At 74.7% G+C, this 24,187-nt stretch carries 14 protein-coding genes and 1 pseudogene; 7 read left to right on the top strand and 8 right to left on the bottom strand.

The genetic code is table 11. The features are described 5' to 3' along the window. Position 1: 1 nt before the first annotated feature. Positions 2 to 730 carry a response regulator gene (locus QBL21_RS17995; protein ID WP_407563224.1) on the bottom strand — a complete coding sequence of 243 codons (729 nt, stop codon included), beginning with the start codon at positions 728 to 730 and terminating at the stop codon, positions 2 to 4. A 363-nt stretch (positions 731 to 1,093) separates the two neighbouring features. Here QBL21_RS17995 and QBL21_RS17990 point away from each other — a divergent pair, with 363 nt between their 5' ends. Together QBL21_RS17990 and QBL21_RS17985 are read left to right on the top strand one after the other, a co-directional pair. Further along, positions 1,094 to 1,663 (top strand): snapalysin family zinc-dependent metalloprotease, encoded by a 570-nt coding sequence (locus tag QBL21_RS17990; RefSeq protein ID WP_407563223.1) that lies wholly within the window; start codon positions 1,094 to 1,096, stop codon positions 1,661 to 1,663. A 210-nt stretch (positions 1,664 to 1,873) separates the two neighbouring features. Continuing rightward, a complete protein-coding gene (locus QBL21_RS17985) occupies positions 1,874 to 2,728 on the top strand; it encodes an alpha/beta hydrolase (RefSeq protein ID WP_407563222.1) in 855 nt (284 codons plus the stop codon). 21 nt (positions 2,729 to 2,749) lie between these two features. On the opposite strand, the gene QBL21_RS17980 is transcribed toward QBL21_RS17985, so the two are convergent. Beyond that, on the bottom strand, positions 2,750 to 3,751 hold the full coding sequence (locus tag QBL21_RS17980; RefSeq protein WP_407563221.1) for a glycoside hydrolase family 64 protein: 1,002 nt from the start codon (positions 3,749 to 3,751) through the stop codon (positions 2,750 to 2,752). A 259-nt stretch (positions 3,752 to 4,010) separates the two neighbouring features. On the opposite strand from QBL21_RS17980, the gene QBL21_RS17975 reads away from it, so the two are divergent. Both QBL21_RS17975 and QBL21_RS17970 read left to right on the top strand, forming a co-directional pair. Further along, positions 4,011 to 5,294 (top strand): ricin-type beta-trefoil lectin domain protein, encoded by a 1,284-nt coding sequence (locus QBL21_RS17975; protein ID WP_407563220.1) that lies wholly within the window; start codon positions 4,011 to 4,013, stop codon positions 5,292 to 5,294. Between the two features lie 237 nt (positions 5,295 to 5,531). Next, positions 5,532 to 6,563, top strand: a complete 1,032-nt coding sequence (locus QBL21_RS17970) for a chitinase (protein ID WP_407563219.1) — start codon at positions 5,532 to 5,534, stop codon at positions 6,561 to 6,563. Between the two features lie 76 nt (positions 6,564 to 6,639). Here the strand turns inward: QBL21_RS17970 and QBL21_RS17965 are convergent, their stop codons facing one another. The 5 genes and pseudogenes from QBL21_RS17965 to QBL21_RS17945 all read right to left on the bottom strand — a co-directional run. Beyond that, on the bottom strand, positions 6,640 to 7,347 hold the full coding sequence (locus tag QBL21_RS17965) for a hypothetical protein (RefSeq protein WP_407563218.1): 708 nt from the start codon (positions 7,345 to 7,347) through the stop codon (positions 6,640 to 6,642). Positions 7,348 to 7,439: 92 nt separating this feature from the next. After that, positions 7,440 to 8,459, bottom strand: coding sequence for a hypothetical protein (locus QBL21_RS17960; RefSeq protein ID WP_407563217.1), 1,020 nt, complete (start codon positions 8,457 to 8,459; stop codon positions 7,440 to 7,442). 1,103 nt (positions 8,460 to 9,562) lie between these two features. Continuing rightward, complete coding sequence (locus tag QBL21_RS17955) at positions 9,563 to 10,897, bottom strand: acetyl-CoA carboxylase biotin carboxylase subunit family protein (protein ID WP_407563216.1); 1,335 nt, start codon at positions 10,895 to 10,897, stop codon at positions 9,563 to 9,565. Between the two features lie 26 nt (positions 10,898 to 10,923). Beyond that, on the bottom strand, positions 10,924 to 11,592 hold the full coding sequence (locus QBL21_RS17950) for a 4'-phosphopantetheinyl transferase (protein ID WP_407566461.1): 669 nt from the start codon (positions 11,590 to 11,592) through the stop codon (positions 10,924 to 10,926). A gap of 57 nt (positions 11,593 to 11,649) precedes the next feature. After that, positions 11,650 to 12,507, bottom strand: a pseudogene (locus QBL21_RS17945) (metallophosphoesterase family protein); the annotation flags it as partial. 257 nt (positions 12,508 to 12,764) lie between these two features. Between QBL21_RS17945 and QBL21_RS17940 the strand changes: the two are divergent. Together QBL21_RS17940 and QBL21_RS17935 are read left to right on the top strand one after the other, a co-directional pair. Beyond that, positions 12,765 to 13,871, top strand: coding sequence for a hypothetical protein (locus QBL21_RS17940; protein ID WP_407563215.1), 1,107 nt, complete (start codon positions 12,765 to 12,767; stop codon positions 13,869 to 13,871). Then, positions 13,871 to 14,569: a TetR family transcriptional regulator gene (locus QBL21_RS17935; RefSeq protein WP_407563214.1), complete on the top strand. Its 699-nt coding sequence runs from the start codon at positions 13,871 to 13,873 to the stop codon at positions 14,567 to 14,569. Before QBL21_RS17940 ends, QBL21_RS17935 begins: the two co-directional genes overlap by 1 nt. Before the next feature lie 68 nt (positions 14,570 to 14,637). Here QBL21_RS17935 and QBL21_RS17930 read toward each other — a convergent pair whose 3' ends face one another. Next, a complete protein-coding gene (locus QBL21_RS17930; RefSeq protein WP_407563213.1) occupies positions 14,638 to 16,392 on the bottom strand; it encodes a fatty acyl-AMP ligase in 1,755 nt (584 codons plus the stop codon). Positions 16,393 to 16,651: 259 nt separating this feature from the next. On the opposite strand from QBL21_RS17930, the gene fabD reads away from it, so the two are divergent. Then, on the top strand, positions 16,652 to 24,163 hold the full coding sequence (fabD, locus tag QBL21_RS17925) for an ACP S-malonyltransferase (RefSeq protein ID WP_407563212.1): 7,512 nt from the start codon (positions 16,652 to 16,654) through the stop codon (positions 24,161 to 24,163). Positions 24,164 to 24,187 lie beyond the last annotated feature (24 nt).

The raw sequence follows: 24,187 nt of genomic DNA, 5'->3' as shown, positions 1-24,187 counted from the left end.
CTCACGGCGCGGTCGGGGACTGCGGGGAGCCGGGGGTGATCAGGCCCGTCTCGTACGCGGCGATCACCGCCTGCGCGCGGTCGCGGAGCTGGAGCTTGGCGAGGATACGGGCCACATGCGTCTTGACCGTCGCCTCGCTGAGCCGGAACCGGGCGGCCAGCTCCGCGTTGGTGTGGCCGCGCGCCAGCGACTCCAGCACCTCCAGCTCGCGCCGGGTCAGCGCGGACAGGTCGCGGTGCAGCGTCGCCGCGCGGTCGTCGCGGGTGGCGAAGCGCTCCACGAGGCGGCGGGTGATGGACGGCGCGAGGAGCGCGTCGCCGGAGCGGACGAGGCGGACGGCGGCGGCCAGGTGCTCGGGGGTGACGTCCTTGAGCAGGAAGCCGCTGGCGCCGGCGGCGAGCGCCGCGTACACGTACTGGTCGAGGTCGTACGTGGTGAGGATGATGACCCGCGGCGTGTGCGTCCCCGGCGCCCCGGTGCCCGCGCCGAGGAGGCGGCGGGTCGCCTCCAGGCCGTCCATGCCCGGCATGCGGATGTCCATCAGCACCACGTCCGGCAGCGTGCGGCGGACGGCGGCCACCGCCTCCTCGCCGTCGGTCGCCTCCCCGACGACGTCGATGCCGTCCGCGGCGAGGATCATCCGGAAGCCGGTGCGCACCAGCGCCTGGTCGTCGGCGATCACCACCCGCGGCGGCCGGTCGGCCTCGCCGGGCCCTGCCTGCGTGCCCACGTCCCCTCCAGTGCGCATCTCGCGGGGACCGCGGGCCCCGCCCGCCCGCGGTCAGCGTACCGGTGCAGTCTGCCAAGACGTCCGGTGCCGCGAATCGGCCGGAAGGCGCAATCCGTCTCGACTTCCCGACTACACCGGAAGAATGACCCGCGGGCCGCGGCCGGATTCCTCCCGTACGAAATCGGCCGTGTACGCCGCTCTCCGCATTACCGCGGGCGCCGCCGAGATGCCGTAAGAAGGTGAAATCTACGGCCATTGCCGCCCCTTGTGGCCCGCGGAGCGCCCCTCCTACACTCTGGGCCGACCCTTACCAGGGTTCGCGCAGTAGTGCTCGATTCTCACACCAAGAGGAGGGCTCCCCGCATGCTGCGAAAGTTGGGTATCGGCGTTATGGCCGCTGCCGCAATCGTCACTCTGTCCTCGGCCCCCGGGGCCACCGCCGTCGCCGCTCCCGCACCGGAGCGCGCGCTTGCGACCACCGTGTACTACGACGACAGCCAGGCCGGTGAATTCAAGAGCGCCGTGGCCGCGGGCGCCGAGCAGTGGAATTCCACCGTGCAGAACGTCCAGTTGGTGAAGGCCCCGGCGGGCACCCGCGCCGAGATCACGGTCATCGCCGACAACGGCTGGCCGCGGGCCACCCTCGGACCGGTCCGCCCCGGCGGGCGCGCCACGGTCTGGTTCGGCCGCCAGGCGGTCAACGAGGGCTACGACACCACCCGCATCGCCGCGCACGAACTGGGCCACAGCCTCGGTCTTCCCGACATGAAGCCCGGCCCGTGCTCGTCGCTGATGTCCGGCTCCACCGCCGGCGTGAGCTGCACCAACCCTGTCCCGAACGCGACCGAGCGGGCACAGGTGGAGGCCAACTACGGCGGCGGCGCCGCGAGCCGCGTCCCGATGGACGGACGGATCATCGTCGACGCGCCGTGAGCAACGGACCGTAGGCACGACGCAGGAAGCCCCGTGGCCGGGGAGGCGACTTCCCGGCCACGGGGCCGCGGCCCGGCCCGTACGCGCACATTCCCCGCCCGGATAGCAGGGGAATTCCCGGGCGCACCGCGGACCGTCCGCACGCCCCGAATTGCGTCCGCCCGCCCCCCGGCCGCCCGACGTCCGGCCGCGGTGTGTGAGGGTGGCACCATGCCGAACACGCCGACCTTCGTCCTCGTCCACGGGGCGTTCGCGAACTCCTTCTCGTTTGCGCCCCTCCAGGCGGAACTCGCCCTGCGCGGACAGCGCTCGCTCGCGATCGACCTGCCGGGCCACGGATTCGCCGCCACGTTCCCCGCGGCCTATCAGGCCCCGCAGGATCTCGACGCGCTCGCCACCACGCCCGGCGGTATCGAGGGCGTCACCCTCGCCGACAACGCGGCCCACCTCATCGGCGTCCTGGAGCGGGCGAAGCGGAACGGCCCGACGATCGTCGTCGCGCACAGCCGCGGCGGCATCACCGCCACCGCCGCCGGCAACGCCCGCCCCGACCTGTTCGACCGCGTCGTCTACGTCTCCGCCTGGTGCCCCGTCGAACTCGACGTCAACGACTACTACGGCGAGCCGGAGATGGCCGGTGTCGACGCGGCCGGGCTCGCCCGCGCCCTCGCCGGCGACCCGGCCGCGCTCGGCCTGATCCGCACGAACTTCCGCACCGCGGACCCCGAAGCGCTCGCCGCCTTCCGGCAGGCGTTCGCCGCCGACCTGACCGACGACGAGTTCCGGACCTTCCTCAACACCTTCCAGCCCGACGAGAACCTGGACGTCGGCTCGTCCGCGGACCGCGCGCAGGCCGCCACCTGGGGCCGGATCCCGCGCAGTTACGTGCGGCTGGCGGACGACGTCAGCATGCCGCCCGCCATGCAGGACCGGCTGATCCGCGAGGCCGACGCGCTGACCCCCGGCAACCCGTTCGACGTGCACACCGTGCCCGGCGGTCACCTCCGCTGGCTGGTGCACCCCGAACCGGCCGCCGACGTCCTGGCCGGCCTCGCGACGGGCTGACCGGGGGCGCGGCGCGCCGGGCTACCAGCCGACGGCCACCACCATCCACTGCGGGTTCTGGACCGACACGAAGGACGACTGCTCGGCGACGTCGTCGTACGGGAAGCCGTACGCGAGGCCGTCGATGGAGTGCTCGTGCCAGAAAGCGGCGTAGTAGTTCGCCGGACCCTGCCGGTAGAAGCGGCTCGGGTCGTTCCACTGGTCCCGCGGCAGCTCCGCGACGTGCCGGTTGAGCGCTGCGCAGCCCGCGGCGTCGCCCGCGAGCGGGCCGGCGCAGCCGAAGATCTCCTGGGTCGAGGCGTCCATGCCGACCGACCGGGCGTAGTCGCTCATGTAGGCGGCGTGCTGCCCGCCCGTCTGGAAGTCCGGCACGCTGCCGGGGGAGGGGATGCGGTACGGGGCCTGCACCTCGGCCAGCGACGCGAACTCCGGCGGCATGGCGTCTGCGAACTTCTGCCAGGTGGCCTCGCGGGACTCCTGGAACGTCGCGTAGTCCTCGCCGACCTGCTTGTCGGCGCCGTCGTGGCCGTGCACCCGCATCGCGAGCTTGAGCGCGAAGGCATCGACGCGGGTGGTGTTGCCGTGGAAGGCGTCGGGGCCGACGGTGAACTCGATGAAGTCGGAGTACCGGCTGTCGGGCGAGCCGAGGTGGAAGTACATCCGGCCGGCGGAGTTGGCGGGCATGTCCAGGTACGGCTGCTCCGCGATCGAGTGGGTCTGGCCGCCGAAGGACCAGAAGACCTGGTCGTCGGGGTACTGGCCGTTGGTCCGGTTGAGGATCTGGACCGTCAGCACGTTCTGCGCGGGCGGGATGCTGCCGGTGTCGCCCCAGAAGGAGTCCGGCGGCGGGTCGCCCGCCGCCGCGGCCGCCGCGGGGCCCGGGCCCGGGCCGGGCGGAACCGCGCCGTGTGCCGCGGCACCGGTGCGGTCGGCGAGCGCGTAGCAGACGAGCAGCAGCAGGGCGACGGAGGCGGTCAGCAGACCGCGGTGGCGCCGTTGCCGCGTCGGATGCGTGGGGGACATGCGGTGCTCCTTCGCTGTGGGGGCGTACGCGGCCCGCGGCGGGAGCTGTCCGGCGGGCCGGTCGTAGAGAGCGCTCTCAGAGCGTCGTGAGGGGCGGGTGCGTTGTCAAGAGGCGCCGCCGCACGACCTCCGGAAGTTGAACACCGCGGGTACCCGCCGGACCCATTGACTCCATCACATGAAGGGAGTTCACTCACCTCGCGCAAAGGTATGGACCATGCTCCACGCTCGACCCCACCACGCATCGAGGTGAGCTTTTATGTTCGTACGACGACGCAGACATCCGCTCCGCAAGGCCGTGCTCGTGGCGACGGCCCTCGCCGCCGTGCTCGCCGTGCCGCTGCCCGGCACGGCCGGCGCCGCACCGGCACCCGAACCCGGCGGAAAGGCCGAAGCCGCGCCCTACGCGGTCACGTTCGAGGACAACTTCGACGGCCCGGCAGGCTCGGGGGTCAACGGCGGCAGGTGGCTGACGGAGACCGGCGACAACGTCAACAACCACGAACGGCAGTACTACACCGCGGGCAACGCCAACGCCGCGCTGGACGGCCAGGGCAACCTGGTCATCACCGCCAGGCGCGAGAACCCCGGCAACTACCAGTGCTGGTACGGCCGGTGCGAGTACACCTCCGCCCGGCTCAACACCTCCGGCCGCTTCACCACCACCTACGGCCGCGTCGAGACCCGGATGAAGCTCCCGCGCGGGCAGGGCATCTGGCCCGCGTTCTGGATGCTCGGCAACGACATCGGCCAGGTCGGCTGGCCGGCCAGCGGCGAGATCGACGTGATGGAGAACGTCGGCTTCGAGCCGAGCACCGTCCACGGCACCCTGCACGGGCCGGGCTACTCGGGCTCCGGCGGCATCGGCGGCGGGTACACGCTGCCCGGCGGGCAGCGGTTCGCGGACGCCTTCCACACCTTCGCCGTGGACTGGTCGCCCAACCGGATCACCTGGTCGGTCGACGGCAACGTGTACCAGACCCGCACGCCCGCCGACCTCGGCGGTCGCCAGTGGGTGTTCAACAAGCCGTTCTTCCTCATCCTCAACCTCGCGGTCGGCGGCTACTGGCCGGGCGACCCCGACGGCAGCACCGTCTTCCCGCAGCAACTCGTCGTGGACTACGTCCGCGTGAGCACCTCCGACGGCGGCGGCGGCAACTCGGGTACGTTCACCGGCCAGGGCGGCAAGTGCCTCGACGTGGCCGGCGCCAACCCCGCCAACGGCACCGGGATCCAGCTCTACGACTGCAACGGCAGCACCGCGCAGCGCTGGACCGTAGGTACGGACGGCACCATCCGGGCCCTCGGCAAGTGCCTCGACGCGGCTGCCGCCGGCACCGCCAACGGCACCCGGGTGCAGCTCTACGACTGCAACGGCACGGGCGCCCAGCGCTGGTCGTACAACTCGGCCACGCGCGACATCGTCAACGTGGCCGCGGACAAGTGCCTGGACGCGGTCGGCGGCAGTACGGCCAACGGGACCCCGACCCAGTTGTGGACCTGCACCGGAGCCGCGAACCAGAAGTGGACGCTCAACTCCTAGGCCCCGCGGGCGCCGACGGGGCGTCGGGAAAGCGCTCTCACTGGTATGTACCAAAGCCTTGACATCGCTTCCCGGCGCCCCCTTAACTTCAACACGTGAATTAGCCGGACCCCCCACTCGACTTCACCGCCGCGCCCCCGCCGCCCTGACCTGCCGTCTCCGACCACGTGCACACGCATGCCCGGACCCGGCGGCCCACGGCCCCGGGCGCCGGCCAGAAGAGGACGGTGACAGCACATGGGAACGCACCGAACCGACCGCAGGAACGTCCGCCGGGCGCTCGTCGCGGGCGCCGCGGCAGCCGCGGTCGCCGGCGGCTGGGCGCTGATGCCCACCGCCGGCGCCTCCGACGCCGGGCAGCCCACCGCCGCCGACACGGACGCCGCGAAGCCGGCCGCCGCGCCGATGGCCGTGGCCCCCTACCTCTACAACGGCTGGGGCAGCCCGCCCGACCCCGCCGAGGTCATGAACGCCACCGGCGTCGGCGGCTTCACGCTCGCGTTCGTCCTCAGCAACGGCAACTGCAACCCGCAGTGGGACGGGCAGCGCCCGCTCTCCGGCGGCGTCGACGAGCAGACCATCGACGAGGTCCGCGCCGCGGGCGGCGACGTCGTCCCGTCCTTCGGCGGCTGGAGCGGCAACAAGCTGGAAAGCTCCTGCGGCAGCGCGGACGAACTCGCCGCCGCCTACCAGAAGGTGATCGACGCGTACGACCTGACGGCCATCGACATCGACCTCGAAGCCGACGCCTACGACAGCCCCGAGGTGCAGCAGCGCACGGTCGACGCGCTGAAGGCGGCCAAGGCCGCCAACCCCGGCCTGAAGGTCATCTTCACCATCGGCACCGGCCAGAACGGGCCGGACACCAGCCTCATCGACCGGGCGGCGCAGTCCGATCTCGACGTGGACGTCTGGACGATCATGCCGTTCAACTTCGGCGGCAACGGCGGGGACATGGGCCAGTTGTCCGTCCAGGCGTCGGAGGGGCTGAAGGGCTCGCTCCAGGAGGCGTACGGCTACAGCGAGGAGGAGGTGTACCCGCGCATGGGCATCTCCTCGATGAACGGCAACACCGACGTCGGCGAGGTCGTCGACCAGGACGACTTCCGCACCATGCTCGGCTACGCACAGGACAAGGGCCTGGGCCGGCTCACCTTCTGGTCCGCCAACCGCGACCGGCCCTGCAACGGCGGCGGCGCCGACACCTGCGGCGGGATCCCGCAGCAGCCGTGGGAGTTCACCTCGATCCTCGCCCAGTACCAGGGCTGACGTACCGGGGCACGGTGGTGCAGCCGGCGACGGCCCCTCCCACGCCACCGTGCCCCCTCGACCGTCGCCGCGGCGCTCATCCGGCGAGGAACGACAGGTCGCCGTTCTCCTCGGCCCGGATGGGCCGGTCGCCCCACTTCACGTCCTGGACGCCGTCGGTGCAGGTCACCGAGACGTCCTGGCAGTAGTAGCCGGTCTCCTTGCCGGGCTCGGCGAGGAAGACCTCCGGCAGCCGGTCGCACCGCGGGTCGACCGGGGCCAGCGGCCCTTCCGTGGTCCCGTTCTTGCCCGTCTCCCAGGCGTACCAGTCGTAGACGGCGCGGGCGGTGTGCAGGGTCTTCAGCGGCCGGGCGGTGTAGACGAAGTCCTGGCTGAAGGCGCCCAGGCCGGACGTCGTGCCCTCGCTCGTGACCAGCCAGGGAACGGTCACGCCCTCGTACGTCACCGTGCAGCGGACGGTCTCGCCGCGCGGCCGGTCGACCTCGCCGGCGCAGCGGCCGGGGCCGGTCTCGCCCATGACGCCGGCCATCCGCACCGTCTCCTGGCGCAGATGGTTGAGCACCTTCTCGTTGGTCTCGGCGTCGAGGTCCGGGGTCGGGAGTGCCTTCTCCAACTCGCGGTCGACCATCCCGGGGTGACGGGTGCTCGGCTCGATGCGCACCGGCCGTTTCTTGCCCTGCACCTCGGAGAGCCGCACCTCCGCGTCGCAGCCGCTCGCCTCCCCGGCACAGCCCCCGACCAGGACCACGACGGCCGCCGCGGCCGGTATCACCGTTCGCTTCATCCCGTATTCGTACCGTGCACGTGCCGGTAGGGGTCCCCGGGCCGGCCCCCGGTCGGCGATACGGCGGCCGGGCCCTGCGCGGGCCGCCGGGCTCAACGCCCCGTGGCCAGGCTGCCGCCGCCTTCGATGCGACCGGTCACCCGGGCCCGTACGTCCTTCTCCGCCCGCTCGGCCAGCGTCGGGCCGGCGGCGGTGGCCGTCACGTCCCCGGTGGCCTCGATGTCGCGTACGTCCCGGCTGCCTGCCGCCAGCAGATACCAGTCGCCCGAGGGGGCGCGCCACGCGGTGGACGCGAGGACGTGCTGGCCGAAGCGGCTGTACGCGGCGGAGTCCTCCCCGTCGCTCTGCGCGGCCACCACCCGGCCCGGCGTCGCGGCGGAGCGGGCGGGCGGCTGGAACTGGACGACGACCTGCCCGGGCCCGCGCCATGTGCTGGCCCTGCCGCACACCCAGTCGGCCCGGCCGGCGTCCTCGGGCAGCTCCTGCTGCGCGAACACCCAGTTGTTCACCGCCCGTACGCCCCCGCCGCGCCAGCCGTCCAGCCGGCAGGCGGAGCGGGCCCAGCCGGCCAGGGCGGGGCCGCCGGTCGCCTCGCGCGGCTGCCCGGCCGGGGCGCCGTCGCCGGGCGGCGGCGTGTACGTCAGGTGGACGGGGGCGAGGTCGCCGAGGTCGGTGACGAGGAACGAGTGGTCCTCCACGATGCGCGCCGAGGAGCGGAGCTGGAGCGCCGGCCAGGCGTCGCAGCCCTCGGCGGGGCCGGCCGGCACCGGGTCGGTGACCCCGTCGTCCGCGACGCCGAGGTCGCGCGCGGGGTCGTCGGGGCGGAGCAGGTCGCGGGTGGCGGCCCCGGCGACCCAGGGCGCGACGAGGTAGCGGACGCCGTCGCCCCCGCGGCTCACCGCCACCGCCGCGGCGGTGGTCACGTCGGCGTCGTCGACCCGGGCGACGTCGAGGGCGGAGGGCTCGTCGGCGCCGTCCGCCGATTCCGCGTAGCGCACGACGCGCTGCCCCTCGTACAGCACGACGACCGCGGCGCCGGAGACCTCGCCCGCGTACAGCAGCCGGGGCGGCGCGACCGGCGGCGCGGCCGTCGTGCCGGGGGTCGCGGTCACCTGCGTCTCCGATTCCGGCGCGGCCCACGCCGACAGCGCCCCGGCCCAGCAGCTCGTCGTCGCCTTTCCGGCTGCCGCGGGCGGGCCAGGCGGTGAAGTCGACGCGCGCGGTGTCCGCCCACGCCTCCGGCGGTGTCCGCGCGAGCCGGCCGGGGTCGAGCAGCGCGGCCGGTACGCCGCGGGCCCCGCCCGCACCCCGGGAGGTCAGGGCGGCAGGCCCGCCCCCGTCGTCGCCGGGCAGCCCCGCCAGACCCGCCCCGGCCGCGCCGACGGCGACCGCGGCCAGCAGCGCCGCCGCGACCCGCCGCCGGCGGCGTCGGCGCACCAGGTCCGTCGGGCGCAACTGCACCGCGATGGGGTCGAACTCGCCGGAGCGCAGCAGCGCCCGCGACTCCGCCACGGGGGCGGCAACCCGCTCCGCCGTACGCAGCGCGGCCCCCGGATCCCGTACGCCCGCCCGGCGCAGCAGGTCCCGGGCGCGGGCGGAGCCCAGCTCCTCGACCGTCAGCAGCGCGAAGGCCGCGCGCTCCGGCGCGGACAGCCGCGCGAGCGACCGTTCCACGGCCAGTTCGTCGGCGCCCCCGGCCGCCGTCGCCAGCCGCAGCCCCAGCACGACGGGCAGGCCCCGCCCGCCGAACGGCACCGCCCGCAGCCACCCGCGCAGGCGGCGGCCGTCGCGGTCGTGGCGGAGGGCGGCCCGCAGCACCCGTACCCGCAACTCGTCGAGCCGGATGTCCGCTTCCGGCTCCCGCAGCACGGGCCCGCGCGGCGCCGGGACGCGCGGCCCGCGCCGCGGCCGGGGAGCCGGGAGGGCGCGCTGGACGGCGGCGTGCGCGGTGAGGACCCGCCGGTGCCTGCCGAGGGCCGGCGGCAGCGTGAGGTAGGCGAGCCGGGCGAGCGGCGCGTAGTGCGCCAGCGGCGGTGTCTGCGGCGCGGCGGCTGCCCGGCCGCGGGGGCGGTCGCCGTCGCGGAGGTTCGGGCGGCTGCTCGTCGGCATGGTGACCATCCACGGGGCTTGTGCGGGCGGGTCTCGTACCGCCAAACGAACGACCCCCGGCCGAGTCACGTAACGATCCCGGGGCCCTCGGCCCCTCGCGGTCGCCTCAGACGGTTCCGAGGACCGGTCGGCACAGCTCGTCGATCGACGTTGCCAGCCGGGCGAGTTCGGCGTGGTCCGCCGTACGCCCGTGCAGGTACCCGACGCGCGCTCCCGCACCGTCCCGGGGGTCGCGCGCGGGCCCGGCGCCGGTGGGCAGGTCGGCTAGGTCGACGCCGGGCAGGTGGCGCAGGCCGTCGAGCCGGGCGGACAGGCCCGGCATGCCGGTCGGGGGCGGGCTGCCGGTGCCGCGGGCGGGGCCGGCCGGCGGCATCAGCGTGTACTGGTACGTGACCCCCTCGAACCGCGGCGGATCCGGCACCGGCAGCCCGAGCGCCAGCCGCATCGCCGCCACCACGAGGTCGAAGCCCGACCCGCGCCGTACGACGTCGCCGACGAGGCCGCCGAGCCGGCCGTTGACCTCGATCAGCCGAGGACCGTCCGCGGTGAGCTTCAGCTCCGTGTGCACGATCCCGTCGCTGATGTCCAGCGACGCGATCGCCGCCTCCGCAAGATCCTCGGCGCGCTCCGCCAGCCCCGAGTCCAGGGTGTGCGGGACGAAGGAGCCGCGCTCCCGGAACGGTTCGACCAGCGGGAACTTTCCCGTCACGCAGAGCGGTTGGCACTCCCCGCGGTGCACGGCCGTCTCCACCGAGACGTAGTCGCCCCACTGCGGCCCGGCCGCCGCGGGGTCGCCCGGGAGCAGCGCCTCGACGAGCAGGTCCGCGCCGGGCGCCGCCGTGGCGCACGCCGCGACGGCGGCGCGCGCCCCGGAGACGCTGTCGAGCCGGTGGACGAGCCGGCCGCCGGCGCCGCGCCGCGGCTTCAGCACCGCCGGCAGGCCCACCGCGGCCAGCGCGGCGTCGAGGTCCGCGGCGTCGGCGACCGGCGCGAACGGCAGGTCGTCCAGGCCCGCTTCTGCGAACCTCCGGCGCTGCTGGAGCTTGTCCACCAGCCGCCCGGTGACCGCGGGGGAGTGCCAGTACGGGAGGCCGAGGTCCGCCGCTATCGAGGAGGTGATCTCCATCCGGTGCTCGCTGAACGTCAGCAGCCCGTCGGGTACGAACACCGCGACGGCACCGGCCGCGTCCTGCGCGTCGAGCCCGGTGATGTCGCACAGGGCGAACCGCCGGGTCAGCACCGGCAGCAACTCCCGTACGTGGTCCGAGGCCCGGTCCACCACGAGGAACAACTCCACGTCGCAGCAGCGTGCGGCGGCGGCCACCTCCGCGGCGCCCGCCGACCCCGCGTCGTACAGGACGCCGACCGTCCGCTCCCCGCCCACCGTGCTCGCGCCGTCGCCCGGCGCATGCGGTAAGGAGCGGGGCACCGGGCCCGTCACGGCGTCCCGTCCCGCGCCGCGCGCACCTACCCGCCGTCCCCGACGCGCCCGCCGGCACCGGCGGTCAGCGCCACGGCGGTGACGACCAGGCCGCTGCGGCACAGCCAGCGGCCCGTCATGCGGGCCAGCGACGTGCCGTCGACGGTGGGGGCGGGGACCAGGATCCGGGCGGTGAAGGTCCCGGTGTCGGGGTCCATGTCGATACGGGCCTCGTCGAAGTCCAGCTCCCTGCCTGTCAGGGGATACCAGACCTTGAAGACCGACTCCTTGGCGCTGAACAGCAGCCGGTCCCAGCAGACCTTCGCCGCGCCGCGCATCCGGGCGCGTACCTGCTCCTGCTCGTCCGGGAGGGCGATGGCCTCCAGCAGGTCGTCCTTCAGCGGCTCGTTGGGCTCGGCGTCGATGCCGACGCCGAGGACGTCGCCGCGGCGGGCGACGGCGGCGGCCCGGTAGCCGGCGCAGTGCGTCATGGAGCCGACGATCCCGGCGGGCCACTGCGGCGCGCCGCGGCGGCCGGGCAGCAGCGGCGCCGGCTCGACGCCGAGCGTGCCGAGGGCCCGGCGTGCGCACTGCCGGACGGTGGCGAACTCCGCCTGCCGGTGCGGTACGGCCCGGGCGACTGCCTGCGCCTCCTCGGGGTACAGGCGCTCCGCGGGCGGCTCGGGCGGGTCGGTGAACGTCTCGGCCGCGGCCACCGCGTCGGGCAGTAACTCGCGCAGCAGCACGGCCGGTTCGGCGGCCGTGGGCTTCGGCCGGCCCGCCGGGGCGGCCGTCGCCGACGGGGGCAGCACGGTGCGCAGCAGCTCGCGCGGCGGGCGGCGCTTCCACTCCCGCGGGTAGCCGAGCGAGACCTCGGTGAACTTGACCCCGTCGTACCAGGTGACGCGGGGGATGTGCAGATGGCCGTAGACGACGGCGGCGGCGCGGAAGCGGCGGTGCCAGTCGGCGGTGAGGGTCGTACCGCACCACTGCGCGAACTCCGGGTAGCGCAGGACGTCGGTCGGCTGGCGCACCAGCGGCCAGTGGTTGACCAGCACCGTCGGATGGGACGGGTCGACGGCCGCGAGCCGCCGCTCGGTCAGGGCCACCCGCTCCCGGCACCAGGCGTCCCGGGACTCGTACGGGTCGGGGTACAGGAAGTACTCGTCGGTGCAGACGACTCCGGACTCGTGGGCCAGGCGCAGCGACTCCTCCTTGGTCGCCGCGCCCGGGACGCGGAAGGTGTAGTCGTAGAGCACGAAGAGCGGCGCGATCGTCACCGGGCCGCCCTCGCCGCGCCAGACGGGGTACGGGTCCTCGGGGGTCACGACGCCCAGGCCGCGGCAGATCTCCACCAGGTGGCGGTAGCGCTCCTCGCCGCGCAGCGTGACGGGGTCGTCGGGGTGCGTCCACAACTCGTGGTTGCCGGGCACCCAGACGACCTTGGCGAACCGCTCGGCGAGCAGCCCGAGGGTCCACTCGACGTCGGCTACGCGCTCGCCGACGTCCCCGGCGACGATCAGCCAGTCGTCGGGCGCGGTCGGGCGCAGCCCGGCGGTGATGTCGCGGTTCTCTTGGTAGGCGACGTGCAGGTCGCTGACGGCCAGCAGTCTTCCGTGCATCAGGGCCATTCGATCATTCGGCGACGGCGGAAAGGTTCGTGTCAAGAGCGTGACGGCGGACCCGTCCCGGGATCCGCGCATCAGGCATGTGCCGACAGGGTGGTGCCACCACCTAAATTCCCGCCAAAAGGCGGTGGACTGGCCTTTCACCGCGGCAAGGCGCGGGCGCCCCGGGGGAGTTGCCAGCGCGGCCGGAGCCGCGCCAGACTGGATCCTCAACGTCCGTTGAACAGAGATGTCCGTTTGCGAATGACAGGGAGCAGATCGTGACCACACCGCCCGCAGGGCCCGCCGACGGCGCCGCGCCGTCCCCGGCGCCGACCGGGCCGCCCCCACCGGCGGGCCGCTCCGGCAACTACGGCGTGCTGATCGGCCCGCTGGCGATCGGGCTCTTCCTCGTCCTGGCGTTCGCCGGGCTGATGATCCCCGGCCTGCGCGACCCCGCGCCCAGCGACATGCCGCTCGGCCTGGCCGGCCCCGGCCCGGCCGTCGAGCAGGTCGAGGCGCAGCTCGCCACCGCCGCCCCCGGCGCGTTCGAGGTCACCAGGTACGCCGACGAGGCCGAGGCCCGCACCGCCCTGCGCGAGCAGGACGTGCTCGGCGCCATCGTCCTCGGTCCTGCGCCGAAGCAGCCGCCCGCCCTGCTCGTCGCGAGCGCGGCCGGCGACGCCCCGACGACCGCGGCCACGACCGCGTACGAGGAGCTGACCGAGCAACTCGGCACCCCGCAGCGGGTGGACGACGTCGCCCCGCTGCCAGGAAAGGACTCCCGCGGGGTCAGCGCCGTGCTGCTGTGCGTCGCCCTCACCATCGGGGCGCTGATCTTCCAGCTCGGCCTGAGCCTGGCCGCCGCGCACGTGGGGGCCTCCAGGCGATGGCTGTCCTGCCTGTCCTACGCGGTCGTCGCCGGCGTGGCCGGAGCGGTCTTCGCCGGTCCCGTCACCGGCACCCTGGACGGTCACTTCCTCGAACTGCTGGGCATCACCACGCTGCTGTCGCTGACCGTCGTCGGCGTCGTCGCGGCCTGCCAGGCGCTGCTGGGCGCGCTCGGCATCGCCGTCGGCGCGCTGCTCGTGCTCCCGCTCGGCCTCGCCTCGTCCGGCGGCGTCGTCGACCCGCACTTCCAACCCGCTTTCTACGGCGCCGTCTCGGAGTACCTGCCCATGGGCAGCGCGGTCTCGCTGCTGCGCCGCGTGCTGTACTTCGACGGCAACGCCGTCTCCGGCCCACTGCTCACGCTGGTGCTGTGGGCGGTCGGCGCCTGGCTCGTCACACTGGCGATGGAACGGATCCGGCCCTTCCGCCCGCTGATGGTCATCGTGCCCGCGTCGGCCGTGGTCCCGGCCCGCAGCCCCGAAGCCCGGACGGTCTGATGGCGCAGCACGACGGGCCCGGCGACCGGCCGGCCGGACAGCCGCCGGAAGCCGGGCAGGACCGCCGCGAGCTGATCCGGCTCGCGGCGGTCGAGCTGTTCGCCCGCCACGGCTACCGCGGCACCACCGTGCGGGCCATCGCCGAACGCGCGGGCGTGGACCCGGCGCTGGTGATGTACCACTTCGGCAGCAAGGAGAACGTCTTCTCCACGGTGATCCGGGAGACGATGCGCGCCGAGGAACTGCTGCCGGAGCTGCCGCGCCTGCTCGACGAGGTCGCCGACACCGACAGCGCCGACGACCCCGCCGCGGACGGCACCTGCCCCGGCGGGCCCGGCAGCAGGCTGCTGCGCGGCTTCCTCACCCGCTGGGAGGACGCCGCCACCCGCTCCTCGCTGCTCGTGGTCTTCCGCTCCGCGATGGAGCACCCGGAGGCGTCGCAGCTCTTCCGCGAGGTCGCCGGCGGCGAGCTGCTGCTGCCCATCGCCCGCCGTATCCCCGCCCCCGACCCCGAGCTGCGCGCCGCACTTGTGGCCTCGCTGCTCCTCGGGCTGGTCACCGGGCGCTACGTGGTGCCGATCGAACCGCTGGCCGGAATGGAGCTGGACACCGTCGTCGGGCTCTACGGCCCGTACGCCGACGACATGCTGCTCGGCCGGCTGGGCGGCTCCCCGCCGCCCGGCCGGCCGGGCGCCTGACCCCGCGGAGAGCGGCACCGCCTTCGCGGGGTCGGGCGTATCGCCGTATCGGCGTGCAGCCGGTCGGGTCAGTGGCTCGTCGGCAGCGTGCCGTTGACGAGCGCGTCCACCACGTGGCGCCGCTGGAGCTTGCCGCTCGGGGTCTTCGGCAGCGTGCCCCGCGGCACCACCTCGACCCGGTCGGGGCGCAGCCCCGTCTCGGCCGAGACCGCCTGGATGACGCCCTCGCGGATCTCCGCGACGACGGCGGCGTCCGCGTGGCTCTTCGACTCCACCACCAGCACCAGCGCCTCGGTGCTGCGCTCCTCGTCGGGGCAGCCCACGGCGGCGATGGAGTTGGCCCGCAGGCCCTCCACCGCGGCGGCGGCCGACTCGAAGGCGTACGGGTGGTAGTTGGACCCGGCGATGATCACGACGTCCTTGATGCGACCGGTGACGTAGGTCTGCCCGCCGTCGGTGAAGCCCTGGTCGCCGGTGTTCAGCCAGCCGTCGTCGCCCAGGACCTTCGCGGTCTCCTCGGGCTGGCGGTAGTAGCCCGACATCATCGAGGCGGTACGCAGCAGGATGGTGCCCTGCTTGCGGTCCGGCAGCTCGGCGCCGGCGTCGTCCACGACGCGCAGCTCCATCCCCGTCAGCGGGGTGCCGGAGGAGACCAGCTCCTGCGCGTCGGCGGCGCCGGCCGCGGCCTCGACGATCTCGCCGTCGGCGGCCAGCCGGTCGCGGCTGACGGTGAGCGTGGTCAGCGGCTCGCCGGGCACGCACATGGTCGCGGCGAGGGTGATCTCCGCCATGCCGTAGCAGGGCATCATCGAACGCTCGCGGTAGCCGTACGGGGCCATCCGCTCGGCGAAGAGGCGCAGCGTGTTCGCCTGGACGACCTCCGCGCCGTTCCCGGCGACCCGCCAGGCGCTCAGGTCGAGGCCGGCCAGCTTGGCGTCCGGGATGTTCGAGGCGCACATGCGGTACGCGAAGTTGGGCGCCGAGGTGAACGTGCCCCGGTAGCGGTGCATCGCCCACAGCCACCGCTCCGGCCGTACCGCGAACGACAGCGGCGGCATGCTCGCCACCGGCAGGCCGTGCAGCAGCGGGGCCAGGTTGAGCCCGATCAGGCCCATGTCGTGGTGCATCGGCAGCCAGCTCACGACCAGGTCGCCGCCGCGGTAGGAGCGATCGCCGATGGCCGCCGCGTTGGCGAAGACCGCCTCGTGGGTCAGGGTCACGCCGCGGCTGTCGCCCGTGGTGCCGGAGGTGAACTGGAGCAGCGCGATGTCGTCGGCCTTGGCCTGCGCCGCGGCCAGGTCGAGCCCGCCCTCGAAGGGCGGCTCGACGATCGCCACCCCCGCCTCCTTGCACGGTTCCGTCACGGCTTCGAGGAACTCCGGCGCGACGACCACGGCGCGCGGCTCCGCGCGGCTGATCAGCAGCCGCAGCCGGTCGGCCCAGCGCTGCCGGCGCATCGTCGCCAGCGGCGGTTCGCTGACGAACGGGATGGCGCCCAGCAGGAAGCAGCCGTGCAGGGTGGCGTACGCGTCCGCGCTGGTGTCCATGCAGACGCCGACGCGGTCACCGCGCCGCACGCCGTGCTCCGCGAGGGTCGTCGCGGCGGCACCCGCGCGCTCGGCCAGCTCCGCCGCGGTCAGCCGCACGGGCTCACCGGAGCCCTCGACGTACGCCAGCGGCCGGTCGGGGTCGCTGTCCGCCAGGTCGAGCAGCGCCGCGCCTATCGACGCGGCCGACGTCATCGCGACCGGCGCCGGGTCCGCGTCCGGCTGAAATCCCCTGCGGTCCCCGTGGATTTCCTCGGTCGAAACGGCAATTGTCATTCCATACCCCCGAATTGACTGCCGCGGTCGCGGCATGAAATGGGCTGGCTGAGGTAGTGTCATGATGGGCGGCTGGCAACGGCGCCGTCAAGTTGGGTAATTCCAGGTCCGGGCTTTAGCGGGCCGCTAGAACCCCCTTAGTCGACTCGGCCACGATGGACTCGCCAGAATATTGCTGCGCGGTCAGGACGCGTGGCCGATAAGTCTTCGCGGTCCCGTACCGGGATTTCACCGACGCATACTGAAGGAACGACTCGACATGTTTGCGCTCGCATTCCCAGGCCAGGGTTCGCAGCACAAAGGGATGGGTGCGCAGCTCTTCGGCAGATTCCCGGAGGAAGTCGCCCGCGCGGACGAAATACTCGGCTATTCGCTTGCGGAGCTGTGCCGCGACGACGTCGACGGGCGGCTGTCGAACACGGAGTACACGCAGCCCGCGCTCTTCGTCGTCAACGCGCTGAGCCACCTGGCCCACCGTGCGGACGGCGGCGCCGAGCCCGACTATCTCGCCGGGCACAGCCTGGGCGAGTACAACGCCCTGCACGCCGCCGGCGCCTTCGACTTCACCACCGGGCTGCGGCTCGTCGCCAAGCGCGGCGAGCTGATGTCGCGGGTGGCGGACGGCGGCATGGCCGCCGTCGTCGGACTGACGGCGGAGCAGGTCGCCGAACTCCTCGGCCGGCCCGGCCTGGAGAACCTGTCGATCGCCAACTACAACAACCCCACCCAGACGGTGATCGCGGGCCCGCGCGAAGAAGTGGCGGGCGCCCGCGGCGCCTTCGAGGAAGCCGGCGCCGGCCTGTTCACGGTGCTGCGTGTCAGCGGCGCATTCCACTCCCCGTACATGTCGGCGATCCAGGGCGAGTTCGCCGAGTTCCTGAACGGCTTTACGCTCGCGCCGCCCGGCGTGCCCGTCATCTCCAACGTGACCGCCCTGCCGTACGGGGACGACGTCGCCGCCGGGCTGGTACGCCAGCTCGACCACCCCGTGCGCTGGACCGACACCGTCCGCTATCTCATCGCGCAGGGCGTCGCCGACATCAAGCCCATAGGCCCCGGCCGGGCCATGCGCGGGCTGATCAAGGCCACCCGGCGCGACGAGGAGCGCCGCGCGCAGGAAGCGGCCGAAGCCGCGGAAGCCGCGCAGGCGCCGGGCGCGGGCACCGCGGGGGACGCCCCCGGCGGCGAACTGCGCCTGCGCCGCCCCGAGCGCGACCGGGCCCGCCCCGAGGGCGCCCCGGCCGTGCAACTGCACCAGGCGCTGCTGAAGGACCTGCGCACCACCGTCGCCCAGGTGCTGAAGGTCGAACCGGCCGTCGTGCGCAGCGAGACGGAGCTGAGCGAGCTGGGCTTCGACTCGATCCGGCTGATCGAGTTCGCCGACCTGCTGCGCCGCGACCTCGGCGTCGACCTCACCCCTTCGGTGTTCTTCGAGCACTTCACCCTGGAGGCGTTCGCGCGCCACCTGCTGACCGAGCACCACGACCTGGTCTCCGCCCGCTACCCCGACGCAGGCGACGACACCCCGCGCACCGGCCCCCGCGGCGCCGGGCGCGCGCAGGACGACGCCCCGCTGCCCGACCCGTACCCCGTCGCCGTCGTCGGCCTCAGCGCCGTACTGCCCGGCTCGGCGGACCTGGAGGGCTTCTGGCAGCGCCTCCTGGCCGGCGACGAACTCGTCACCCAGGTGCCCGAGGGCCGCTGGCGCGACTGGGCCGGGCCCGAGCGCGCCGGCCGCGCCCACGGCGCGTTCCTCGACGAAGTCGACTCCTTCGACTGCTCGTTCTTTGGTATCTCGCCGCACGAGGCCGAGCTGATGGACCCGCACCAGCGGCTCTTCCTCCAGACCGTGTGGAAGGCCGTCGAGGACTCGGGGCGCCGCCCCGACACCCTCGCGGGCAGCCGCACCGGCCTGTTCGTCGGGCTCAGCTCGATGGACTACGCGGAGGTGCTGGGCCACAGCACCGCGGGACCCCAGGCGCACACCGCCACCGGGCTCTCCCACGCCGTCCTGCCCAACCGGGTCTCGTACCAGCTCGACCTGCGCGGGCCCAGCGAGGCGATCGACACCGCGTGCTCGTCCTCGCTCGTCGCGGTCCACCGGGCGGTCCGCAGCCTGCGCTCCGGCGAGTGCGGGCTCGCCATCGCCGGCGGCGTGAACCTCATGCTCAGCCCCACCCCGTTCGAGTGCTTCGAGCTGGCCGGGATGCTCGCCCCCGACGGCCGCTGCAAGACCTTCGACCAGTCCGCCGACGGCTACGTACGCGGCGAGGGCGTCGTCGCCGTCGTGCTCAAGCCGCTGGCCGCCGCCGAGGCCGACGGCGACCACATCCACGCCGTGATCCGCGGCAGCGCCGTCGGCCACTCCGGCCGCGCCGCCTCGCTGACCGCGCCCAGCCCCGAGGCGCAGGCCGACGTCATCGTCGACGCCTGGCGCGCCGCCGGCCTCGACCCGGCGACCGCCACCCACGTGGAGACCCACGGCACCGGCACCAGCCTCGGCGACCCCATCGAGATCGAGGGCCTGAAGCAGGCGTTCGCCCGCCTCTACGCCGCCTGGGGCCACGACGCCCCCGCGCAGCCGCACTGCACGCTCGGCTCGGTCAAGACCTCCATCGGACACCTGGAGGCCGCCGCCGGGCTGGCCGGCATGGTCACCATGGTGCAGGCGCTGCGGTACGGGAAGCTGCCCGCCCTGCGCCACTTCGAGAAGCTCAACCCGTACATCCGCCTGGACGGCAGCCCCTTCCGCATCGGCGACCGCGCCGGCGAATGGCCGCGCCGCACCGGCCCCGACGGCCCCGCCACGCCCCGGCGCTGCGGCGTCAGCTCCTTCGGCTTCGGCGGCAGCAACGCGCACGTCGTGCTGGAGGAGTACGAGCGCGAGCCCGCCGCCGACGAGCCGCCCGGCGCCCCGCTGCTGATCCCCCTGTCCGCCCGTACGCCCGAGGCGCTGCGCGGCTACGCCCGGGAACTGGTCCGCCACCTCGACCTGCACGCGCCCGACGGGGGCACCGCCGACTTCGCGCTCACCGCGCTCGCCGACACCCTCCAGATCGGCCGGGAGCCGATGGAGGTGCGCCTCGCGGTCGTCGCGGAGGACGCCGACGAACTGTACGACGCGCTGGTGCACTTCCTGCGCGGCGAGGACCAGGGCGACACCTGGTGGAGCGGGCAGGCCGCCGGCGCCGCGGACCTCTCGCGCGCCCTGCTCGCCGGACCCGAGGGCAACACGTACCTCGACGCGCTCGCGACCGCCGGCAAGACCGCGGCCCTGGCGCGGCTCTGGGCGGCCGGCGCGGACTTCGACTGGGCGCTGCTGCGCGGCGGCAGGCCCGTACGCCGTACGCCCCTGCCGACGTACCCCTTCGAGCGCCGCCGCATCCGCCCGCAGGACCTCGTCCCGCACGTCCTGCTCGCCCCCGGCCGGGCGCAGCCGGCGCTCGCCGCGGCGCCGGTGCCCGCGGCCCTGGCCGCCCCCGCGCCCGTTACCGCCGCGCTGCCGAGCGGCGCGGGCGCCACCCAGGACGCCGTACTGGCGCACCTGGTGGGGCTCTTCGCCGAGGAGCTGAAGTGGCGGCCGGAGGAGATCGACCCGCGGGCCGGCTTCGACGACCTGGGCCTCAGCTCCCTGCTGGTGGAGAAGCTGCGCCGGCGGCTGGAGGAGCACTACGGCCCGGTCGACAGCGCCACGCTCTTCACGTACAAGAACCTCGACTCGCTCGCGCGCCACATGACCGGCCGCGCACGCGCCCTGCCCGCGGCGACGACACCCGCCGCGCCCGCGGCGCCCGGCGTGCCCGCCGTGACGCCGGCCGCCGCGGGCACCGGCAGCGCGGACATCGCCATCGTCGGCATCAGCGGGCGCTACCCCAAGGCCCCCACGCTGGCCGACTTCTGGGAGCGGCTGCGCGACGGCGACGACTGCGTGGAGGAGATCCCCCTCGACCGCCCCGGCTACCGCCGCTTCGCGGAGCTGGCGCGGGAGAAGTTCGGCGACCGGTGGCCGCGCTGGGGCGGCTTCCTGGACGACGTCGATGCCTTCGACCCGCAGTTCTTCCACATCTCGCCGCGCGACGCCCGGCTGCTCGACCCGCAGGAACGGCTCTTCCTCACCACCGCGTGGGAGACCCTGGAGGACGCCGGCTACACCCCCGCCTCGCTGGCGGACCCCGAACTCGGCGACGAGCGCGGCTCGGTGGGCGTCTTCGCGGGCGTGACGTACAACAACTACCAGATGTTCGCGGGCGGCGACCTGGACGAAGGCGTCTGGCGCATCGTCAGCTCGCAGACCTTCTCGGTCGCCAACCGGATCTCCCACCTGCTCAACCTCGGCGGCCCCAGCCTGACCCTGGACACCGCCTGCTCCTCCTCCCTCTACGCCATCCACCTGGCCGTCGCCGCCATCCGCCGCGGCGAGTGCGCCATGGCGCTGGCCGGCGGGGTGAACCTCTCGCTGCACCCGAGCAAATACGTGATGCTCGCCGAGGCCGGGTTCCTCGCCGAGGACGGCCGCTGCCGCGCCTTCGCCGAGGGCGGCACCGGCTACGTGCCCGCCGAGGCGGTCGGCGCGGTGCTGCTGAAGCCGCTGGCGCAGGCGCAGGCGGACGGGGACCGGATCCACGCCGTCATCAAGGGCTCCGCGGTCAACAGCGACGGCCGCACCTACGGCTACGGCGTCCCCAACCCCGTCGCGCAGGCCGAGCTGGTACGCGCCGCGCTCGCCGATGCCGGCGTCGACGCCGGCTCCATCGGCTACGTCGAGGCGCACGGCACCGGCACCAGCCTCGGCGACCCCATCGAGGTCCGCGGCCTGACCGAGGCGTACGCGGACGCCGCCGCCCCGCACCGCCGCGACGGGCGGCCGGCGTGCGCCATCGGGTCGGTGAAGGCCACCATGGGCCACGCCGAGGCGGCGGCCGGCATCGCCCAGGTCACCAAGGTGGTCCTCCAGTTGCGGCACGGCACGCTCGTGCCCTCGCTGCTGCACACCCCCGAACTCAACCCCAACCTCGACCTCGACAGCACGCCGTTCGCCGTGCAGCGCGCCACCGCCCCCTGGGAGCGGCCCGCGCTGCCCGGGCCCGGCGGGCCGGTGGCCGGGCCGCGCCGCGCCGGCGTCAGCTCCTTCGGCGCGGGCGGCGTCAACGTCCACCTGATCCTGGAGGAGGCACCGGCCCGCCCCGCCCCGGCCGCCGCCGGTGCCGGCCGGCCGCTGGTCTTCCCGCTGTCCGCCCGTACGCCGGAGAACCTGCGCGCGTACGCGGCCCGCATGGCGGCGTTCCTGCGCGCGCTGCCGGCGGAGCCCGGCGCCGACGACCCGGAGGCCCCGCGGCCCGCCGACGTCGCGTACACGCTCCAGCACGGCAGGGAGGCGATGGAGCACCGCGCCGCGTTCGCGGCCCGTACCCTCGCCGAGGCCGCCGAGCACTTCGCGCGCCTGGCCGACGGCGACGAGACGGACGGGCGCGTCAGCGTCGGCCGCCGCCCCGGCCGTGCCGGCGCCGCACCCGCGGTGCCCGCCGACGCCGCGCCGGAGCAGGCCGCGGCGCTGTGGGCGGCCGGCGGCGACGCGGACTGGGCGGCCCGGCCGACCGGCGGGCGCCGGGTGTCGCTGCCGACGTACCCCTTCTCCCAGGAGCGCTACTGGCTGGAGCCGGGCGCCACGAACTCGGTACGGCCGGCCGCACCGGCCGTGCCGATCCCCGTCCCCGCGCAGCGGACGGCCCCGCCCGCCCCGCCCGCGGCGGACCCCGCGCCCGCCGCGGCGGAGCCGGCCGCCGCGGACGCCGCGACGGACCTGCTCGCCTCGCTGGCCGCCGCGCCCGCGAGCGAGCGCCACACCGCGCTGGCCGCGCGGATGCAGCGCACGCTCGGCGAGTTGCTGGAGTTCCCGCCCGGCAGCCCGCCGGACCGGCAGCGCGGCTTCTTCGAGCTGGGCATGGACTCGGTGATGGCCGTACGCCTCGGCAACCTCCTCGAAGAGGCGCTGGGCCTGGTCCTCTACGCCGGCGTGGTCTTCGACTACCCCTGCATCGACGACCTCGCCACGTACCTGCTGGACGAGCTGAGCCTCGACGACGCCCCCGCCCCCGTGGCCCCTGCCCCGGCGGCCCCCGCCGCGCAGGCGCCCGACGCCGCGCCCGCCGACGCCCCGCAGGTCGTGCACTACACCGCCGACTGGGAGCCGGCCGCGGCCCCCGAAGGCCCAGCCTCCTGGCTCACCGGCCCCGTGCTGGTCTTCGACGACGACGGCGCCCTCACCGAGCGCGTACGCGGCCGCCACAGCGGCTCCGCGCCCGTCGTCGGCGTCCGGCCGGGCGAGGCGTACGAGGTGGCCGGCGACGCCCGTACCGTACGCGCCGGGTCCTCCCAGGACCACGCCGCGCTCCTCGTCGGCCTCGACGCCCCGCCGGTCACCGTGCTGCACGCATGGAGCGACCCGCGCACCGCGCTCACCTCGGTCTTCCACCTCAGCCAGGCGCTCCTGCGGCAGGGCCTGCGCGCCCCCGTGCGGCTGCTGCGCGTCCACGCCCACGCCGACGCCCGGCCCGATCCGCTCGCGGAGGCGTTCGGCGGCTTCGCCCGCAGCGTCGACCACGAGAACCCGCGGCTCGTCCAGCAGGCCGTCGCCGTACGCACCGCCGCCGGCGAGGAGCCCGCGGACGCCCTGCTGCGCGCCTGCGAGGCCGAACTCGCCGCGGACGCCCGCGCCGACGCGGAGGTCCGCCACGACGCGGACGGCCGCCTGGTGCGCACGCTCCGCGAGCTGCCCGCGGTACGTCCCGACACACCGGGCGGCGTCGCGGTCCGGCCCGGCGGCACGTACGTCATCACCGGCGGCGGAGGCGGCCTCGGCCTGCTCTTCGCCGAACACCTCGCCCGCCAGGCCCGGGTGAACCTGCTGCTCGTCGGCCGCTCCGCGCTCACCGCCGAACGGCAGGAGGCACTGGAGCGCATCAGCGCCCTCGGCGCCGACGTCCGCTACGAGCGCGCCGACGTCGCGAACCGCGGCGACGTCGAATGGATCCTGGCCGCCGCCCGCAACCGCTGGGGCAGCGTCCACGGCGTCGTCCACTCCGCCGGCGTGCTGCGCGACGCCCTGCTGCCCAACAAGAGTGCCGACGAGATCGACACGGTGCTCGCGGGCAAGGTCGACGGCGCCGTGCACCTCGACACGGAGACCGCCGGGGACGACCTCGACTTCTTCATGGTCTTCTCCTCGCTGGCCGCGCTCGCGGGCAACCCCGGGCAGGTCGACTACGCCTTCGCCAGCCGCTTCCTGAACGCCTTCAGCCGCGCCCGCGAGGAGCGGCGCGCCGCGGGCGAGCGGTCCGGCGCGAGCATCGCGCTGGTCTGGCCGTTCTGGCGCGAGGGCGGCATGCGGGTCGACGAGGCCACCGAGGGCTTCGTACGCCGCCGCCTGGGCCTGACGCCGCTGGAGAACGCGGTCGGCGTGGCGGCGTTCGACGCGGCGCTGCGGCACGCCGCGCCGGAGTTCGGCGTCGTGCACGCCGAACGGGACAAGCTCCAGCGGGTGTTGCGGATCGAGCCGCCGGCCGTCGGCTCCGCGGAGGCGGCGACCGGTACGAAGACGGACACGAAGACCGGGACGGACACCGAGGCGGAGACCGGGACGCCCGGCGCGGACCGGGCCGCCGCCGGGAAGGGCAAGGGCGGCAAGCGCACCGGCGGCAAGTCCGCCGCCGCGAAGGGCGATTCGACGGTGGAGATCGAGCTGAAGGGCGTCCTGGCCGAGCTGGGGCTCTAGCACACGGCACGCGGGGGAGAGGAA

The organism is Streptomyces sp. 184, from assembly GCF_045781775.1.
In the GTDB taxonomy this organism is placed as follows: Bacteria; Actinomycetota; Actinomycetes; order Streptomycetales; family Streptomycetaceae; genus Streptomyces.
Note: the sequence above shows the minus strand (reverse complement) of the source record. Positions and strands in the feature narration are given on the sequence as shown.

What these genes read in the sequence shown, in the direction of transcription:
- QBL21_RS17990 (WP_407563223.1), top strand. Translation starts at nt 1,094, where the DNA reads ATGCTGCGAAAGTTGGGTATCGGCGTTATGGCCGCTGCCGCAATCGTC.
- QBL21_RS17985 (WP_407563222.1), top strand. Translation starts at nt 1,874, where the DNA reads ATGCCGAACACGCCGACCTTCGTCCTCGTCCACGGGGCGTTCGCGAAC.
- QBL21_RS17980 (WP_407563221.1), bottom strand. Translation starts at nt 3,751, where the DNA reads ATGTCCCCCACGCATCCGACGCGGCAACGGCGCCACCGCGGTCTGCTG.
- QBL21_RS17975 (WP_407563220.1), top strand. Translation starts at nt 4,011, where the DNA reads ATGTTCGTACGACGACGCAGACATCCGCTCCGCAAGGCCGTGCTCGTG.
- QBL21_RS17970 (WP_407563219.1), top strand. Translation starts at nt 5,532, where the DNA reads ATGGGAACGCACCGAACCGACCGCAGGAACGTCCGCCGGGCGCTCGTC.
- QBL21_RS17965 (WP_407563218.1), bottom strand. Translation starts at nt 7,347, where the DNA reads ATGAAGCGAACGGTGATACCGGCCGCGGCGGCCGTCGTGGTCCTGGTC.
- QBL21_RS17935 (WP_407563214.1), top strand. Translation starts at nt 13,871, where the DNA reads ATGGCGCAGCACGACGGGCCCGGCGACCGGCCGGCCGGACAGCCGCCG.
- QBL21_RS17930 (WP_407563213.1), bottom strand. Translation starts at nt 16,392, where the DNA reads ATGACAATTGCCGTTTCGACCGAGGAAATCCACGGGGACCGCAGGGGA.
- fabD (WP_407563212.1), top strand. Translation starts at nt 16,652, where the DNA reads ATGTTTGCGCTCGCATTCCCAGGCCAGGGTTCGCAGCACAAAGGGATG.